Origin of the sequence: Umezawaea endophytica (assembly GCF_025061645.1) — a bacterium.
Taxonomy (GTDB): Bacteria; Actinomycetota; Actinomycetes; order Mycobacteriales; family Pseudonocardiaceae; genus Umezawaea; species Umezawaea endophytica.
In genome coordinates this window covers 772,594-788,426 of sequence record NZ_JANYMP010000002.1, presented here as the reverse complement: position 1 = coordinate 788,426, position 15,833 = coordinate 772,594, and the positions used below count along the sequence as shown (strand labels likewise).

15 protein-coding genes are annotated in these 15,833 nt (G+C 70.0%); 6 read left to right on the top strand and 9 right to left on the bottom strand.

Annotated elements, in window-relative coordinates; all coding sequences use genetic code 11:
* The first annotated feature begins 143 nt into the window (after positions 1-143).
* Complete coding sequence (locus tag NZH93_RS07210) at positions 144-1,805, top strand: fumarate hydratase (protein ID WP_259622120.1); 1,662 nt, start codon at positions 144-146, stop codon at positions 1,803-1,805.
* Positions 1,806-1,838: 33 nt separating this feature from the next.
* Here the strand turns inward: NZH93_RS07210 and NZH93_RS07205 are convergent, their stop codons facing one another.
* The 8 genes from NZH93_RS07205 to NZH93_RS07170 all read right to left on the bottom strand — a co-directional run bounded on the left by NZH93_RS07205 (position 1,839) and on the right by NZH93_RS07170 (position 9,575).
* A complete protein-coding gene (locus NZH93_RS07205; protein ID WP_259622119.1) occupies positions 1,839-2,396 on the bottom strand; it encodes a hypothetical protein in 558 nt (185 codons plus the stop codon).
* A 112-nt stretch (positions 2,397-2,508) separates the two neighbouring features.
* Positions 2,509-3,003, bottom strand: coding sequence for a hypothetical protein (locus NZH93_RS07200; protein WP_259622118.1), 495 nt, complete (start codon positions 3,001-3,003; stop codon positions 2,509-2,511).
* A 51-nt stretch (positions 3,004-3,054) separates the two neighbouring features.
* Positions 3,055-4,137 carry a hypothetical protein gene (locus NZH93_RS07195; RefSeq protein ID WP_259622117.1) on the bottom strand — a complete coding sequence of 361 codons (1,083 nt, stop codon included), beginning with the start codon at positions 4,135-4,137 and terminating at the stop codon, positions 3,055-3,057.
* 74 nt (positions 4,138-4,211) lie between these two features.
* On the bottom strand, positions 4,212-5,471 hold the full coding sequence (locus NZH93_RS07190) for a glucarate dehydratase family protein (RefSeq protein WP_259622116.1): 1,260 nt from the start codon (positions 5,469-5,471) through the stop codon (positions 4,212-4,214).
* Positions 5,468-6,370 carry a 5-dehydro-4-deoxyglucarate dehydratase gene (locus NZH93_RS07185; protein ID WP_259622115.1) on the bottom strand — a complete coding sequence of 301 codons (903 nt, stop codon included), beginning with the start codon at positions 6,368-6,370 and terminating at the stop codon, positions 5,468-5,470. Before NZH93_RS07185 ends, NZH93_RS07190 begins: the two co-directional genes overlap by 4 nt.
* A 6-nt stretch (positions 6,371-6,376) precedes the next feature.
* Entirely contained in the window at positions 6,377-7,252 is an 876-nt protein-coding gene (locus NZH93_RS07180) for a carbohydrate ABC transporter permease (protein ID WP_259622114.1), read from the bottom strand.
* Positions 7,249-8,154 carry a carbohydrate ABC transporter permease gene (locus NZH93_RS07175; protein ID WP_259622113.1) on the bottom strand — a complete coding sequence of 302 codons (906 nt, stop codon included), beginning with the start codon at positions 8,152-8,154 and terminating at the stop codon, positions 7,249-7,251. Before NZH93_RS07175 ends, NZH93_RS07180 begins: the two co-directional genes overlap by 4 nt.
* Before the next feature lie 77 nt (positions 8,155-8,231).
* The gene (locus tag NZH93_RS07170) at positions 8,232-9,575 is read right to left on the bottom strand and encodes an ABC transporter substrate-binding protein (RefSeq protein WP_259622112.1); all 1,344 of its coding nucleotides are present in this window, start codon (positions 9,573-9,575) and stop codon (positions 8,232-8,234) included.
* Positions 9,576-9,700: 125 nt separating this feature from the next.
* Here NZH93_RS07170 and NZH93_RS07165 point away from each other — a divergent pair, with 125 nt between their 5' ends.
* From NZH93_RS07165 to NZH93_RS07145, 5 genes are all read left to right on the top strand, one after another.
* Complete coding sequence (locus NZH93_RS07165) at positions 9,701-10,483, top strand: IclR family transcriptional regulator (RefSeq protein ID WP_259622111.1); 783 nt, start codon at positions 9,701-9,703, stop codon at positions 10,481-10,483.
* A gap of 34 nt (positions 10,484-10,517) precedes the next feature.
* Entirely contained in the window at positions 10,518-11,330 is an 813-nt protein-coding gene (locus NZH93_RS07160) for an NAD-dependent epimerase/dehydratase family protein (protein WP_259622110.1), read from the top strand.
* A complete protein-coding gene (locus NZH93_RS07155) occupies positions 11,327-12,832 on the top strand; it encodes an aldehyde dehydrogenase (NADP(+)) (RefSeq protein WP_259622109.1) in 1,506 nt (501 codons plus the stop codon). The genes NZH93_RS07160 and NZH93_RS07155 overlap by 4 nt, the downstream gene beginning before the upstream one ends.
* Positions 12,833-12,953: 121 nt before the next feature.
* Positions 12,954-14,225: an AAA family ATPase gene (locus NZH93_RS07150; protein WP_259622108.1), complete on the top strand. Its 1,272-nt coding sequence runs from the start codon at positions 12,954-12,956 to the stop codon at positions 14,223-14,225.
* Positions 14,222-14,956, top strand: coding sequence for an HNH endonuclease (locus NZH93_RS07145; RefSeq protein ID WP_259622107.1), 735 nt, complete (start codon positions 14,222-14,224; stop codon positions 14,954-14,956). Before NZH93_RS07150 ends, NZH93_RS07145 begins: the two co-directional genes overlap by 4 nt.
* On the opposite strand, the gene NZH93_RS07140 is transcribed toward NZH93_RS07145, so the two are convergent.
* On the bottom strand, positions 14,945-15,820 hold the full coding sequence (locus tag NZH93_RS07140) for a TetR/AcrR family transcriptional regulator (RefSeq protein WP_259622106.1): 876 nt from the start codon (positions 15,818-15,820) through the stop codon (positions 14,945-14,947). The two genes, NZH93_RS07145 and NZH93_RS07140, sit on opposite strands and share 12 nt — an antisense overlap.
* Between the last annotated feature and the right edge of the window lie 13 nt (positions 15,821-15,833).

The following is a 15,833-nucleotide window of genomic DNA, read 5'->3' as shown; positions in this document are numbered from 1 at the left end:
AAGGTCGGGGCGGTCGGGGGCCGGCCCGGCCTTCCGCTATTGGTGGCCCCTGAAGGACGCGAATCACATCGCGGCGGCGTGGTGGGGCGACGGCGATCGGATACGTTTGTCGGATTCCGAAGCGCGCAAGGGAGCCCGCCGACGTGCCCACCACCACCACGTTCCAGTACACCGACGTCCTCCCCTTGGCGAAGGACACCACCACCGAGTACCGCCTGCTGACCGCCGACGGCGTGAAGGTCGTCGAGGCCGCGGGCCGGAAGTTCCTGGAGATCGCTCCCGAGACGCTGACGCTGTTGGCCAAGGAAGCGATCCGGGACATCCAGCACCTGCTGCGCCCGTCGCACCTCGCCCAGCTCCGCGCGATCGTGGACGACCCCGAGGCGAGCGGCAACGACCGCTTCGTCGCGATGGACCTCCTGCGCAACGCGAACATCGCCGCGGGCGGTGTGCTGCCCATGTGCCAGGACACCGGCACCGCGATCATCATGGGCAAGCGGACCGAGGGCGTGCTGACCGGCGGGACGGACGAGGAAGCCCTGTCGCGCGGCATCTTCGACGCCTACCAGGAGCTGAACCTGCGGTACTCGCAGATGGCGCCGACGACGTTCTGGGACGAGAAGAACACCGGCACCAACCTGCCCGCGCAGATCGACCTGTTCACCGCGCCCGGCACGGAGCCGAAGTACGAGTTCCTGTTCATGGCCAAGGGCGGCGGCAGCGCCAACAAGACGTTCCTCTACCAGGAGACGAAGGCGCTGCTGAACCCGAAGCGGCTGGCCACGTTCCTGGACGAGAAGCTGCGCTCGCTCGGCACGGCCGCGTGCCCGCCGTACCACCTCGCCGTGGTCGTGGGCGGCCTGTCGGCCGAGCAGAACCTGAAGGTCGCGAAGCTCGCGTCCGCCCGCTACCTGGACGGCCTGCCGACCGAGGGGTCGCCGCTGGGGCACGCGTTCCGCGACACCGACCTGGAGCAGCAGGTGCTGGAGCTGACCCGGAACTTCGGCATCGGGGCCCAGTTCGGCGGCAAGTACTTCTGCCACGACGTCCGGGTGATCCGCCTCCCCCGGCACGGCGCGTCCTGCCCGGTCGGCATCGCGGTGTCCTGCTCGGCGGACCGCCAGGTCAAGGCGAAGATCACCGCCGACGGCGTGTTCATCGAGCAGCTCGAACGCGACCCGGCGCACTTCCTGCCCGACGTCGAGGACGAGCACCTGTCGGACGAGGTCGTGAAGATCGACCTGACGCTGCCGATGGCGGAGATCCGCGCCGCGCTGTCCGCGCTGCCGGTGAAGACGCGGGTGTCCCTGACCGGGCCGCTGGTCGTGGCGCGCGACATCGCGCACGCCAAGATCAAGGAACGCCTCGACGCGGGCGAGGGCATGCCCCAGTACCTGAAGGACCACCCGGTCTACTACGCCGGTCCGGCCAAGACGCCCGAGGGCTACGCGTCCGGCTCGTTCGGCCCGACCACCGCGGGCCGGATGGACTCCTACGTCGAGGAGTTCCAGGCCGCGGGCGGGTCGCTGGTGATGCTGGCGAAGGGCAACCGGTCCAAGCAGGTCACCAACGCCTGCGAGTCGCACGGCGGGTTCTACCTGGGCTCCATCGGCGGCCCGGCCGCGAGGCTGGCGCAGGACTGCATCCGCAAGGTCGACGTGCTGGAGTACGCCGAGCTGGGCATGGAAGCCGTGTGGAAGATCGAGGTCGAGGACTTCCCGGCGTTCGTCGTGGTCGACGACAAGGGCAACGACTTCTTCTCGGAGACGTCGGCCCCGCTGCTCCAGGTCTCGTTCAGGAAGTGACGGGAGGGGCTCGACGAGCCCCTCCCCCACCCATTAAGCAGCGTCTTGCCTGGATTCCAGAACGATCTTGCGTTCGGCCAAGGGGGACGCGAGCGTCACGGTGAGCGGGACGTCGCGGATCTCCTGGGTGCACACGCCGCCGTTGGGCGCGTAGTACGTGGTGACGAGGGTGATCAGGACCTGGTCGGGCGACTCCGCGGTGACCTCGGCGGACGCGGTCTTGCAGCCACCGGCCTGGCCGATCACCCCGAGCGTCCTGCCGTCGGACCCGACCTGCACCTGCGACTTGTACGTCTCCGGCAGCACCGTGCCGTCCACGCGCGCGGGCGGCACCTCGGTCGGGCTGCCCGGCAGCGGGGTCGCGGACGACTGCGGCGGCTGGGACGGGACGTTGCTCTGACCGGGCGGTCGGACGGACGACGAAGGCAGCGTGGCCGAGCCCGGCGGGAGGCCGGAAGCCGACGGCGAGGTCGGGCCGGACGAGGCCGTGCTTGACGATCCGCCCGCCCCGAACGGCTGGTCATCGCTGCCGCACCCGACCAGGGCGAACAGTCCCACGGCTAGGGCGACGAGCACCTTGGCGTTCCTCATATCGCAAGGACGGTACAGGCGTCGATCCGGTTGCAGGACTGACCGGACAGGACAAAGCAGGACAGGAAACGCCCGGCCGACGGGGGGACGTCGGCCGGGCGTCGAGCACCCGCTACCCGCTCTTGCGCGAGGTCAGCACGACCGTCCGCTGCGCGAGCGGTGCGTCGAGCTTCGCGGTCAGCGGGGGGAACCGGATGTCCATGGTGCACATCTGCTGCTCGGCGGGCAGCGTCTCGACCAGGTCGAGGTGCACGGACGTCGCGGACTGCTCGGCGACCTGGAGGGCCACCTTGCTGCAACCGCCCTCCTGGCCGATGGCGCCGATGACCGTGCCGTCACCCTCGGTCCAGACCGACCTCGGGTAGTCCTCGGCCAGCGCCGCCGCGTCGACCTGCGTCAACGGGACCTGCGTACCGCCGTTGGGCGGCGGCTCACCCGGCGCGATGTCGGGCGAGCTGGACGTGGGCGCGGGCGGGGAGGAGACGCTGAGCTGCGGCTCAGGCTTCGGGTCGCCTGCTCCGGCACCGACCTGGGCCTGTGGGCTCGCACACGCCGTCACCAGCAGGAGCAGGACGCCGGCGCTGACTGCGGTTCGTAGGCTTCTCATGTGAAGAGGACGGAGCAACCCTGCGTTCGGGTTGCGCCGTCCTGTTCACAGTTACCGGTTCAGGTGATCCTTGATTCCCGCTACGGCGTGTTTCAACGCGTCCAGCCTTGGCTGTGACGCCAGACCTGCGTGGTAGAGGTGGAACTCCTCCACGCCTTCGTCGACGTACCGCTTCCACTCGGTCAGCAGCGTCTCGCCGTCGATCGGCTTCGGCGGCAGCGCCAGCACGTAGCTCGCGATCCGGGCCTCCGGACCAGCGACCTCGCGCAGCGCGCGGATGCCGGGGGTGGCGGCGTCGGCACCGGCCCAGCAGAACACCGTGAGCACGTCGACATCGGCGTCGACGGCGGGCGCGACGGTGGCGAACGGGCCGGTGGCCCACTCGTCGCCGGTGGCGTGCAGGGCGATCCGGACGCCCGGCGCCTGCTCGCGCACCAGCGCGACCAGGGTCCCGCGCAGGTCGCGGACGGTGCCCGTGCGCACCGAGGACACCGGCTTCGCCAGGTCCCCCAGCGCTTCCTCGACGCTCGGCACACCCGCGTCGACCCCGGCGCGCACGGCGGCGCGCAGGTCGTCCACGTCGACGCCCGCGTCCTGGTAGCGCACCGCGCACACGACGCAGAAGCACAGCGACAGCAGCTTCTGCTGGACCGGGTTCCAGTCGGCGCCGTCGGTCTTCTCGTGGTGGCCGCCGTGGAAGAAGCCGAGCGGGCCGCACGCCTCCAGCACGATCCCGTCCGGCCGCCCGAGGGCGAGGACCTCGGTCACGAGGGTGCGCGCGTACTCGACGACGTCGGGGTTCGCCGTGCACAGCGCGTACGGGTAGCGGTCGCCGAAGGCGTTGACAACGTTGACGTCCGGGTGGAGGTCGCCCAACCGGCTGCTGTGGGTGAGCACGGTCCAGGCGTAGACCGGCAGTCCCGCGGCGCGCAGGGCGTCCGCCGCGGCGCCGAAGGAGTTGTCACCGTCCACCCAGGACGGTTCGGCGGGCACGAGCCGCTTGCCCGCCCAGGCCTCGTCGCGGACCGGGAGGTAGAACGCCGCGTGCCGGGCGTCGACCATCCGGTGCTCCGGGTGCAACGGCGTCGCGGCGCGCACGGTGTGGTACGACGCCGCGAGCGCGACGGCGTCCACGCCGAGGTCCGCATACCGTTGTGCCGCAAGGGGATCGCCTACGACGTCCCAGGGATAGACGTGCGCCACACTCGTCACCACCGGGGGCGCTTCCTTTCGTACGAAGGGTCGGACTTCTGCATGTAGCCGGTGTCGTCGCGCTGCACGATGCCGCACGTGCGGTAGTTCTCGGCCAGTCGGGCCAGCGCGTCGCGGTCCAGTTCGATGCCGAGGCCGGGGGTGGTCGGCACCGGGACGGCACCGTCCACGAAGGTCAGCGCGCCGGGCAGGACGACGTCGTCCTCGCGGTTCCACGGGTAGTGCGTGTCGCAGGCGTAGCTGAGGTTCGGCGTCGCGGCGGCGAGGTGGGTCATCGCGGCGAGGCTGATGCCCAGGTGCGAGTTCGAGTGCATCGACAGGCCGATGCCGAAGGTCTCGCACGTCGACGCGAGGTTGCGCGACCGGCTGAGCCCGCCCCAGTAGTGGTGGTCGGACAGGACGACCTGGAGCGCGTCGATCGCGACGGACGGCGCGATGTGCTCGAACGCGACCACGTACATGTTGGTGGCCAACGGCATCGAGGCCTTGGCGGCCACCTGGGAGAGCCCCTGGAGGCCGGGCGTCGGGTCTTCGAGGTACTCGACGACGCCGTCGAGGGCTTCGGCGACGCGGATCGACGTCTCCACCGACCACGCGGCGTTCGGGTCGAGCCGCAGCGGCAGGTCGGGGAACGCCTCGCGCAGCGCGAGGATCGCCGCGATCTCCTCCTCGGGCGGGAAGACGCCGCCCTTGAGCTTGATCGAGCCGAACCCGTACTCGTCGATGAGCTTGCGGGCCTGCGCCACGATCCCCTCCGGGTCGAGCGCCTCGCCCCACTGGTCGGGCTCGGCGCCGGGGTGGCCTGCCCACTTGTAGAACAGGTAGGCGCTGTACGGCACGGCGTCGCGCACGGCGCCGCCGAGCAGGTCCGACACCGGGCGGCCGAGCGCCTTGCCGCGGATGTCCCAGGTCGCGACCTCGAACGGCGAGTACACCCGGTCGACCGTGCCCTCGACCGTGAGCGTGCCGGTGAGGCCGTGCCGGTCGTCGCCGGACTTGCCGCCCAGCACCTCGGCGACCTTCGCGTGCATCACGTTGAGCTGGTGCACGTCCAAGCCGACGAGCGCGGGCACGACCTGTTCCAGCCTGGCCAGGTGGCCGATGTCGCCGTAGCTCTCGCCGAGCCCGGAGATCCCCTCGTCGGTGTGGACCTCGATGATCGTCCGCAGCGCCCACGGCTCGTGGACGCCCGCCGAGTTCAGCAGCGGCGGGTCGCGGAAGGCGACCGGGGTGATCGTGATGTCGGTGATCCTCATACCGCCAACGCCCTTCCCGCCGCGATGATCCGCTCCAGCTCCTCGACGTGCTCCTCCGACGGGTCGACGAACGGTGGGCGCACCCCTCCGGCGTCCAGACCGCCCAGCTTCACCGCCGCCTTGACCAGCGCCACCGCGTACCCCGGCACCTGGTCGCGCAACTCGACCAGCGGCACGAAGAACTCGGTGAGGTAGCGCCGGACCAGCGCGGTGTCGTCGTCCTGGATCGCCTGGTAGAAGCCGAGGGAGATGTCCGGCGCGAACGCGAACACCGCCGAGGAGTACAGGTCGACGCCGATGCCGCGGTAGGCGGGCACGGTCAGCTCCGCGGTGGGCAGGCCGTTGAAGAACTGGAACGGCTTGTCCACGCGCGCCCGGACGGCGAGCACGATGCGCTGGAGCTGGTCGATGTCGCCGAGGCCGTCCTTGAACCCGATGACGGTCGGCAGCGACGCCACCTCGACCGCGGTGTCCGGCGTGAACACCGCGTTGTTGCGCTGGTAGACGATCACCGGGAGGTCGGTCGCGGCGGCGACGTCGGCGACGTAGCGGACGAGTCCCTTGGCGGGGTTGGTCACCAGGTACGGCGGCAGCAGCAGGAGCCCGTCGGCGCCCGCCCGCGCGGCGGCCCTGGCGAAGTCCTTGGCGATGGGCAGCGGGCCGCCCGCGCCCGCGAACACCGGCACCCGACCCGCTGTCGCCTCGACCGCGACCGCCACGGCGCGTTCGAACTCCTCCAGCCCGAGCGCGTGGAACTCGCCCGTCCCGCAGGCGACGAAGACCGCGCCCGGACCCGCCGAGACACCGTGCTTGACGTGCTCAGCGAGCACGTCCTCGGCGATCTCCCCCGTCGGGTCGAACGGTGTGACCGGAAAGAACAGCACCCCATCGAGTTGCATAGACCTTCATCCCTTGATCGCTCCGGTGGTGATCCCACGCAGGAAGGACTTCTGAAGCGACAGGTACACGATCAGGCTCGGCACCAGCGCCAGCAACGCTCCGGCCAACACGATTCCCGGCCCGACCTCTTCGTCGGACCTCAACGACAGCAGGGCGACGGTCAACGTGTAGTCGGAAGGATCCGCGGCAACGATCAGCGGGAGCAGGTACTGCTCCCAGATCATGTTGAACCCGAACACGGCTACCACGCCGAGCGCGGGCTTGACCAGCGGCAGGATGATCTGCGCGAAGATCCGGAGCTCCCCGGCGCCGTCGACCTTCGCGGCTTCTTCGAGCTCCACGGGGATCTCCTTCATGAACTCCGTCATGACGAAGATGGAGAAGCCCCAGGCGCCCAGCGGCAGGATGACGCCGAGCAGGGTTCCCCTCAGGCTGACGTGCACGAGCGGGAGGTCGCCGATCACCAGGGACAGGGGGATCGCGATGACCTCCTCGGGCAGCATCATGGTGGTGAGCACCAGGAGCAGCACGACCGCCTGCCCCCGGAACTTCTTGCGCGCCAAGGCGTACGCGGCGAACACGCTGACCGAGAGCTGGAGCAGGAGCGCCCCGCCCGCGATGATCAGCGAGTTGGTGAGGTAGTGCCAGATGCCCTTGGAGCCCGCGGTCTCGAAGTTGATCATCGACGGGTTGTTGGGCAGCACGGACAGCCTGGTCGGGTCCGGGTTGTGGTCGAACGCCCCGGAGAACACGGTGATCAGCGGGCCGGTGAACAGCAGGACGGCGCCGACGCACAGCACCGCCCGGATGGTCCTGCTCAACCAGGCCTGACGGCCGGTCGACCACCCGAGCGCGGTGTCGCACTGGTCCGCGACACTCATCCGGCCTCCTTCCGTCGTCGGTACAACTGGACCACGACCGTCAACGCGAACGTGATCAGGAAGAGCATCACCGAACCGGCCGAGGCGACGCCGATCTCGTTGCGCTCGAAGGCGACGGTGAACACCCGCGTCATCCACACGTCGGTGGAGCCCGCCGGGCCGCCGCCGGTGAGCACGTAGACCTCGGTGAACACCCGCAGGCCGCGGATGGACGCCAGGGTCAGCAGGATGGTGATCACCGGGCGCAGCGCGGGCAGCGTGACGTGCCGGATGCGCTGCCACGTGGTCGCGCCGTCGAGCGCGGACGCCTCGTACTGCTGGCGGTCGATCCCCGCGAGCCCCGCGAGGATCAGCACCATGTCGTACGGGGCACCCTTCCAGACGCCGACGAACATGACCGACGCGAGCGAGGTGTCCGGGCTGTCGAGGAACGTCCACGGGCCGAGGCCCACGACCGACAGCACCGTGTTGACGAAGCCCTCGGGGGCGGGGAAGAGCAGCAGCCGCCAGATCTCGCCGATGACGGCGGTCGCGGCGACCACCGGCAGGAAGACCGCGGACCGGACGAACCACAGCGACTTCGCGTGGCCCTCCAGCAGGAGGGCCAGCGCGAACCCGATCACCATCGAGCCGATGGTCTGGCCGAACGCGAGGACCAGCGTGTGGCCGATCGCGTCGCGGAACCGCTCGTCGCCCATGATCCGGGCGTAGTTGTCGAACCCCACCCACAGGTCGCCGAGGAACGGCCGGACCTGGTACAGGCTCAGCCGGATCCCCTCGATCATCGGCAGGTACTTGAAGACGACGAAGATGAGCACCGCGGGCGCGAGGAACAGCCACGGCGTGAAGCTGGATCCCGTGAAGCTGGATCCCGTGAGGCGACGCCGGTGGCGCCGCCTCACGGGGTGGGAGCCGACGGCACCGCCGCCACTAGCCGCCGGTCCCACGTCTGTGGTGCCGCGGACGGGATGGGACACCGTCACTTGGCCATTCCCTGTGTCTGGAGCTCCTTCTTGAGGTTCTCGGCGAGCTTGCCGAGTTCGGCCTTGGAGTCGTTGCTACAGGTGGAGAAGAGCGAGTTCAGCGTTTCGGAGAACTGCTGCCGGAACGGCTGGAAGTTGGGGACGCTGGAGAACGGCCGGGCGCTGTCGGCGTAGACCTTCGCGGTGGTCTCCCAGCGCGGGTCGTCGTAGACGGCCTTGACGTCGACCTCGCTGTTGACGGGGAGCCGGACCACGGGGGTCGGGTCGCCCTTCATGCCCGCCTGCTGAGCCTCGGCGCTGATCAGGTACTCGGCCAGCTTCTTCTGCGCGTCGGCCCGCGGCGAGCCCGCCATCAGGTAGATGTTCTCGCCCTCGCCGAGCACGGTGTCACCGGCCGGGCCCTTGGGGGCCGCGACGACCTCGTACTTGTCCTTGCCGAGGTTCTTGTCGAACCGGCCGAACATGTACGGGCCGGTCACGTAGATGCCGGTCTTGCCGGTCTCGAAGAACGCGTGCGCGTCGTTCGTGCCGGTCGTGAGAGCGCCGGGCTGGACCAGTTTCGGGTCGCCGCAGAACATCTTCTTCAGGTAGTCGACCGACTTGACCGTCTCGTCGGAGTCGACCGCGACGGAGAACCGGTCGCCGTCCTGCTTGAGGATGTCGCCGCCGCCCTGCCAGACGAAGCTCGACGCCCACCAGCCGAGGTAACCGCGGTCGGTGGTGCCGGGCACGAGCATCCCGTAGGTGTCGGCCGCGCCGTTGCCGTCCGGGTCGTCCTTGGTGAACGCCGTCGCCAGGTCGGTGAGCTCGTCCCACGTCTTCGGCACGGGCTTGCCGACCTTCTCGCGCCAGTCCCTGCGGATCAGCGTGACCATCGCCTGGGTGGAGAACGGGATGGCGTAGTACTTGCCGTCGGACGCCCTGCCGTTGTTCCAGGCCCGTTCGACGACGTCGCCGCCGCCCGCGATACCCGCCTTGTCGATCTCGCCGACCAGGCCCTGCGAGGTGAAGACGCCCAGCGAGCCGGTGTCCGTGACGACCAGGTCGGGCAGGTCCTTCGCCGCCGCGCGCTGCTGGATCTGCTTGTCGAAGTCGGCGAAGATCGGCTTGTAGTCGACCTCGACCCCGGTCTTGGCCTCGAACTCCTTGAAGATCTTCTCGTAGACCTTCGCGGTGGCCTCCGTGCTGCGCGTCCAGACCTCGAACGGGGCGTTCGGGTCCTGCGCGACACCGGCGGCGCTGCCACCACCCGTCGACGTCGCCGACGAGCCGCATCCAACGAGCACGGCGCCCACAGCGGCCAGCGCGACAGCCGCGGTGGCAGACCGGGAACGGGGCATCTCACTCTCCTTGATGTTCACATCCGTGAAACGGAGTCGTACTTGTGAACCTGATGCCGGACTGTAAGAATCAGCACAGCAACGTGTCAAGAGCGTGTTGCCGAGATGTTTCCCTGGAGGACCTGGTGACCGAGGCCGCTTCGCCCACCCGCCCTGGGGCGGTGAAATCCGCCGACCGGACCGTTGAGCTGCTGGAAGTCCTGTCGGCGTCCGATCGCCGGCTCACCCTCACCGAGCTGCACCGCGAGCTCAGCTACCCCAAGTCGAGCCTGTACATGCTGTTGCAGACGCTGGTGAACCGCGGCTGGGTGGAGGTCGAGCCCGACCGCGGCACGTACGGCATCGGCGTGCGCGCCCTGCTGGTCGGTACGTCGTACCTCGACCACGACCCGGTGGTGCGAGCCGCGATCCGGGTCATGGAGCAGGTCCGGCAGACGGTCAACGAGACCGTCCACCTCGCGCGCCTCGACGGCGCGGACGTGGTCTACCTCGCCAGCCGCGAGTCCGAGCACCACCTGCGGGTCGTCTCCAGGGTCGGCCGCAGGCTGCCCGCGCACTCCACCTCGCTGGGCAAGGCGGTGCTGTCCACCCGCACCCCGCAGGAGGTCGACGCGCTGCTGCCGGACGAGCTCAAGCCGTTGACGCCGAACACCGTGATCGAGCGCGGCCCGCTGCACGCGCAGCTCGCCGGGTTCCGCGCGCTGGGCTACGCCCACGAACGCGAGGAGAACACGCCCGGTCTCGGCTGCTTCGCCGTCGCGCTGCCCTACCGCAACCCGGTGCTCGACGCCATGAGCTGCTCCGTCCCGCTGGGCAGGCTCGACGAGGACCACGAGCGCCAGGTCATCGGCGCCCTGCTCGACGCCGCCCGCACCATCACCGAACTGCTCCGGCAGTTCGGCCGCTGACCGTCCACCACGCACACCCGGAGGGGTCCGACCCGTGACCGCACGAATCCTGATCACCGGCGCCGCCGGTGGGCTGGGCACGCTCCTGCGCCCCCGGCTCGCCGAGGGCGACCGGGTCCTGCGCCTGCTGGACATCGCTGAGATCCCGGCGGCGGGCGACGGCGAGAACGTCGAGCTGGTCCAGGCCTCGGTCACCGACATGGCCGCGATGGAAGCGGCGATGTCCGAAGTGGACGCCGTGGTCCACCTCGGCGGGCACAGCCTCGAACAGCCGTGGGCGCAGATCCTCGACGTCAACATCAACGGCACCCACGTCGTGCTGGAGGCCGCGCGCAGGCAGGGCGTGAAGCGCGTGCTGCTGGCCAGCTCGAACCACGCCGTCGGGTACGTCCAACGCGCGGACGGCAACGCCGACGACTACCTGTTCCCCAAGCCCGACACGTACTACGGCGTCAGCAAGGTCGCGATGGAGGCGCTCGGCAGCCTCTACTCCGACCGCTACGGCATGGACGTCATCGCCATCCGCATCGGCTCGTGCTTCGAGAAGCCGAAGGACGCGCGGATGCTCTCGACGTGGCTCTCCCCCGACGACGCCGCCCGCTTGGTGGAGGCGTGCATCGCGGCGCCGAACCCCGGTTTCCGGGTCGTGTGGGGAGTCTCGGACAACACCCGGCGCTGGTTCTCGCTCGACGAGGCGTACGCGCTTGGCTACGAGTCGAAGGACGACGCGGAGGCGTTCGCGTCCGAAGTGGACGCCCCGGATCCCGAGTCACTGGCGCAGAAGTACGTCGGCGGCGCGTGGTGCGGCCCCTATTTCGACACCGCGGTGAAGGAGGCAGGTCAGTGATCGTGCAGGGCTACAACCCCCGGACCGGCGAGCCGATCGGCGAGCCCGTCGCCAAGACGACGGACAGCGAGGTCGACGCCGTCGTCTCGGCCGCCGCGACCGCGTTCGAGACCTGGTCCGCGGTCCCGGCGGCGGACCGGGCGGCGGTGCTCGAGGCCGTGGCCGACGCGCTGGACGCCGAGTCCGACCTGCTGATCGCGACCGCAGACGGCGAGACCGCGCTGGGCGTGCCCCGGCTGACCACCGAGCTGAAGCGCACCACGAACCAGCTCCGGCTGTTCGGCGAGGTGCTCCGCGAGGGCAGCTACGTCGAGGCGACGATCGACTCGCCGAACCCGGACATCATCCCGCCCCGCCCGAACCTGCGGCGCGTCCTCCGTCCACTCGGGACGGTCGCGGTGTTCTCGGCGTCCAACTTCCCGTTCGCGTTCTCGGTGGCGGGCGGCGACACGGCGTCCGCGCTCGCGTCCGGCTGCGCGGTCGTGGTGAAGTCCCACTCGGCCCACCCCGGTACCTCCCGTGAGACCGCGCGCGTCGTCACGGCGGCGCTGTCCGCCGCGGGCGCGCCCGACGGCCTGTTCGGCATCGTCTACGGCACGCACGCGGGCGTCGCGCTGATCCAGCACCCCCGCACCCGCGCGGTCGGCTTCACCGGCTCCACCGGCGGCGGCCGGGCGCTGTTCGACATCGCCCAGGGCCGCCCCGACCCCATCCCGTTCTACGGCGAACTCGGCAGCGTCAACCCGGCGGTCGTCCTGCCGGACGCCGCCGCCGCGCGTCCCGAGGAGCTGGCGGCCGCGTTCGCCCAGTCGCTCACCATGGGCGTCGGCCAGTTCTGCACCAACCCCGGCCTGCTGTTCGCCCCGGCTTCGCTGGTACCTGCTCTGGGTAACGCCGTGGCCGCCAGCCACGGCGGCGCGATGCTGAACGAGCGCATGTGCGACGCGTACCGGTCGTCGACCGACGCGCTGGCCGCGGGCGACCTCGTCACCGAGGTCTCGTCCGGCGACAAGCCAGCCGATGGCTGGAGCGTCGCGCCCCGCCTGTTCACCGTGCCGCTGGCGGTGTTCGCGGACAACCTGGAGAAGCTGACCGAGGAGCACTTCGGCCCCGCGGGCCTCGTCGTGACCTACGACGACCCCGCGGACCTGCTGGCCGTCCTCCCCGAGCTGCCGGGCACGCTGACGGGCACCGTCCACGCCGACCCGTCCGAGCACGAGCTGGCAGGCCGGGTCGCCGAGGTCCTCCGCCGGGTCGCCGGACGGCTGGTGTTCAACGGCTGGCCGACCGGCGTGGCGGTCGCGTGGGCCATGCACCACGGCGGCCCGTGGCCGTCGACCACCAACCCGCTGCACACCTCGGTGGGCGCCACGTCGATCCGCCGCTGGCTCGCCCCGGTCACCTACCAGTCCTGGCCGGACGATCTGCTGCCCGCCGAACTCCGCGACAACAACCCACTCGGCATCCCCCGCCGCGTGGACGGCGTGCTCGGCACCCACTGAGACCCCGGCAGGCCTCCGTTCCCCCGAGACGGGGCCTGCCGTGTTTTTCTCGACCGGGTGAGCGGGAGGGGCCGCCACTAGAGTCACCGGGAACCGACTCGTCGACGTACCCGGAGAGGTCATGTACATCTCGCAGGTCACGCTGCGGAACATCAAGGGGTTCCACGGCGCCCGCGAAGTCGACCTCGACCTCACCGCACCCGGCTGGACCGTCATCGCAGGCCGCAACGGGTCCGGCAAGACCACTCTCTTGCGCGCCATCGCCCTGGCGATAGCCGGGCCGGGACTGGCGCGCACCCTGATGCCCGATTTCGACAACTGGGTTTCGATCGGAAGCGACCGAGGATCGGCATCGGTCGCCATCGCGGGAGCCCAGCCGGTGGATCACCTCGCGGACCCCCTCGGCCCTCCACGCGTTGCCGAGCTCCACTGGGGGGCGGGCTCGCTCCTGGTCGACTTGCAGAAGGGCGGGCCGTACAACGGTCCCTGGTTGCTCAAACCACGCGGATGGTTCTGCGCGGCGTACGGCCCGTTTCGACGTCTTGCCGGCGGCTCGAACGACGTTCAACGCCTCATGGGCAAGCCAGGCGTCCTGGCGAGGCTGACCAGCCTGTTCCACGAAGACGCCTCTCTGGCCGAAGGTGTCACCTGGCTCATCAGGCAGCACCTCCGCGAGCTTGAAGGGCACGCCGACGCGGCACTGCTCAAACGAGCCGCCTTGAACCTGCTCGGCGATGGCCTCCTGCCGGACCACTACCGGATCGACCGTGTCGATTCGGACGGGCTCTGGGTCTTCGGCGGCGAACACCACTTCCCGCTCAGGGAGATGAGCGACGGCTACCGCTCGGTGGTCGCGCTCGTCGTCGACCTGGTGAAGCAACTCCACGAGTGCTACGGCGAACTCACCACGAACGGCACGAGCGTCACCGCCCCCGGCGTGGTCATCATCGACGAGGTCGACGCCCACCTCCACGTCTCGTGGCAGAAGGCCATCGGTGGCTGGTTGAAGGCGCACTTCCCGAACATCCAGTTCATCGTCACCACCCACAGCCCGTACGTCTGCCAGGCCGCGGACCCCGGCGGCCTGATCCGCCTCCCCGGCCCCCAGGAGAACTCCGCACCGCAGGTGGTGGACGACGACCTGTACGAGCGAGTCGTCTACGGCAGCGGCGACGACGCTGTGCTCTCCGAACTGTTCGGCCTGGAAACGCCCTACTCGGACCAGGCCGTCAAACTCCGCTCGGAACTGGTGGACCTCGAAGTCGCGGTCATCTCGGGCACCGCCACCGAGGAGCAGACCCGTCGCTACGACGAACTGAAGGAAACCCTCACCAGTTCCCCGAGCGCACGTGCCCGTGAGGTGGAAGCCCGGCTGGGGCGAACCGAGACGTGATCCGGATCGTCCGCCCCTCGTTGAATCAAGAACTGGCCGATCGACTTCCACCGCTCACAGCCGAGATCGCCGCCGCCGCGAGAAGAGCTGAGACGGCTCGACTCGTGTGGAAGCGCACCTCGGTACGGCAGAACGTCCACGCGTCCCTGCGGCAAGTGCTCGCGGGCATGGCTCCCGGCATCGAGTGCTGCATGTACTGCGGTGACAGCCAGGGGGCGGACATCGACCACTTCGAGCCCCTGGCCCGCAATCCGCTGCGCACGTTCGACTGGCTCAACCACCTCCTGGCCTGCTCGACGTGCAACAGCCACAACAAGGGGTCGCGGTTCCCCCTCGACCTCGACGGAAGTCCGCTCCTGATCGACCCCACGACCGAGGACCCGTTCGACCACCTGCTGCTCACACCCACGCTCGGCGAATACCGCGGTCTGACCCCGAAGGGCAGCGCGACGATCGAGGTGTGCGCCCTCAACCGCCCCACCCTGACCAGGGGGCGCCAGCAGGCTCACCGCGTGGTGCTGATGTGCCTGAAGCAGTGGTCCGAAGCGTTCGAGCACGATCCAGGCGCCATGCGCGAAGCGGTCATCACCGTGCGCGAACAGCCCTTCGCCGACGTGTGCCAGTCGCTCCTGCGCCTGGCGCTGAGCCCCGGCGCGGCCAAGGTGATCGACGACCTGCACGTGCTGGACCTGCTGCGCAGGGCCGAACTGCGCCAAGCCCTACTGTCCTGACGCCTGCCGAGCCCGGTACGCCTTCTGCTGGCACGCCCGTGAGCAGTACTCCTTCGGCCGTCCGGTGGCCGGCTTCTCGACCGGCCGACCGCACGTGACGCAACCCGCCGCAGTTTCATCACGATCCGGGGTTTCATCACGCCCCTGGACGAGCACCGCGATGCCGTCCAGCACCCGCCGCAGCCCGAACTCGAAGTCGTCCACCATCCCGTCGTACCCGCCCGCCATCCACACGCGGGCCAGCGTCGGGTAGCGGTCCTCCGTCAGGTGGCCCCACAGCGAGACCCGCGAGCTCCACCACTCCTCCATGCTCACGCCGGTGGTGCGCTCCGCCTGCTGCGCCTCCGCGGCGCGGCGGGCGGCGCCCTCGACGTACTGGGAGACGAGGTTGGCGACGGCCATGGTCTCGCGGCCGCTGAGGCCGGTGCGCTCCAGCACCCGCAGCCGGGCCTCCAACTCGGCCATGTAGTGCGGCCCCGGCACGCTCCGCGTGGACGTGACCTGCACCATCCACGGGTGCCGCTGGTAGAGCTCCCAGTCCTGCCGGGCGGAGAACGTGAGTCCCTCGCGCCAGTCGAGGCCGCGGTCGGGCAGGACGATCTCGGCCGCGACGGCGTCCTGCATGAGGTCCAGCAGCTCGGCCTTGCCGGGCACGTACCGGTACAGCGACATGGTGGTGAAGCCGACCTTCTCCGCGACCCGCCGCATGGACAGCGCGGACAACCCCTCCTCGTCGGCGACCTCGACGGCCGCGGCGACGACGCCGTCCAAGGTCAGCGCGGGTTTGGGCCCGCGACCGGGCAGGGGCTTGTCGCCCCAGAGCAGCTCGACGCTGCGCTCGGGATCACCCGCTTCCAGGACCACCTCGACTCCTTCC